The 1,163-nt window shown below is 53.2% G+C and carries 1 protein-coding gene; it reads left to right on the forward strand.

Annotated features, from left to right (window positions below):
* A partial coding sequence (locus tag U8U68_RS21865; RefSeq protein ID WP_322204568.1) for a DUF4368 domain-containing protein occupies positions 1–1,003 on the forward strand: 1,003 nt, incomplete at its 5' end.
* Positions 1,004–1,163 lie beyond the last annotated feature (160 nt).

The following is a 1,163-nucleotide window of genomic DNA, read 5'->3' on the forward strand; positions in this document are numbered from 1 at the left end:
TGAATATGACGAGGAACAGACCGGGCTTGAAACGTCCATAGCGGAATGGCAAAGGCAGATTGAAAGCTGGAACGCTGATAAGCTGAAAACAGACCAGTTTATCCAGCTTGTGAAACGCTATACCGACTTCTCCGAATTGACAACGCCCATGCTCAACGAGTTTATCGAGAAAGTGATTGTGCATGAGGGCGAGGGGCGGGGGAATGACCGCCGCCAGCGGATAGACATTTATTTAAACTTTATCGGCGCATTTGAAGTACCCGCCCATATCGTCACCCCGGCAGAGGTGGAGGAACAACGCCGCCAGCAGGAGGAACAGGTGGCAAAGGAAGCCCGTTCAAAGGAGCTTCAAAAGGCGCGGTATGAGAAGCGCAAGGCAGAGAAACGGGAATTTACCGCAAGGAAAAAAGCGGGGCTTCTCACGCCGGAGGAACAGGAAGCGGAGGAAAAACGGCTTGCACATAACCGGGAGTGGCAAAAGGAATGGAGGGAGAAACGAAAAGCCACAGAGCCGCCCAAGCCGCCTAAGAAAAAATCCATAAAGGAACTTATGGAACTGGAAAAGACCGGGGCAGAGCTTACGCCGGAGGAAACGGAACGGCTTGCGGAATACCGCCGGAAAAAAGCCGCACAGCATAAGGCATGGCGCGAAAGGCAGAAAGCCGGACAGCCAAAGACAAGGACGCTCAAAGAGCTTGCCGCCGCCCAAAAAGAGGGGGAAGCCTTAACGCCGGAGGAATCGGAACGTCTGGAAGCCCACAAGAGCCGGAAAAAGATAGCAAGGGAAAAGCTGGTACGGCAAGCCGAAACCGACCCGGCAGCGGCGGCAGAGCTTGCGAAAAAGCGGGCGTATGCTTCCGAAGCCACCAAGAAATCCCGGCAGAAAATGTATGAGGAAGCCGCCACTGGAAACCCCGAAGCGGTGGAACGCTATGAGAAGTATCTTGCCGCAAGGAGGGAAGCATACCACAGGAAAAACCAGGAAGCAGAGAGAACCGCATAGCCTCCCCGTCTGAACATCAAGAGCCGGAAAAGCAAGGGCGCATTGTGGAAATGTGCATAACAGGCTATGGAATCATGGATAACTCTGTTCACAGCACATGGAAAAGCAAAGAGCAGCTTTCCCACGTCCTGCAAACAGAGTTACCCACAATTCCATAAGA

This window comes from Acutalibacter intestini (assembly GCF_034334985.1).
Taxonomy (GTDB): Bacteria; Bacillota; Clostridia; order Oscillospirales; family Acutalibacteraceae; genus Acutalibacter; species Acutalibacter intestini.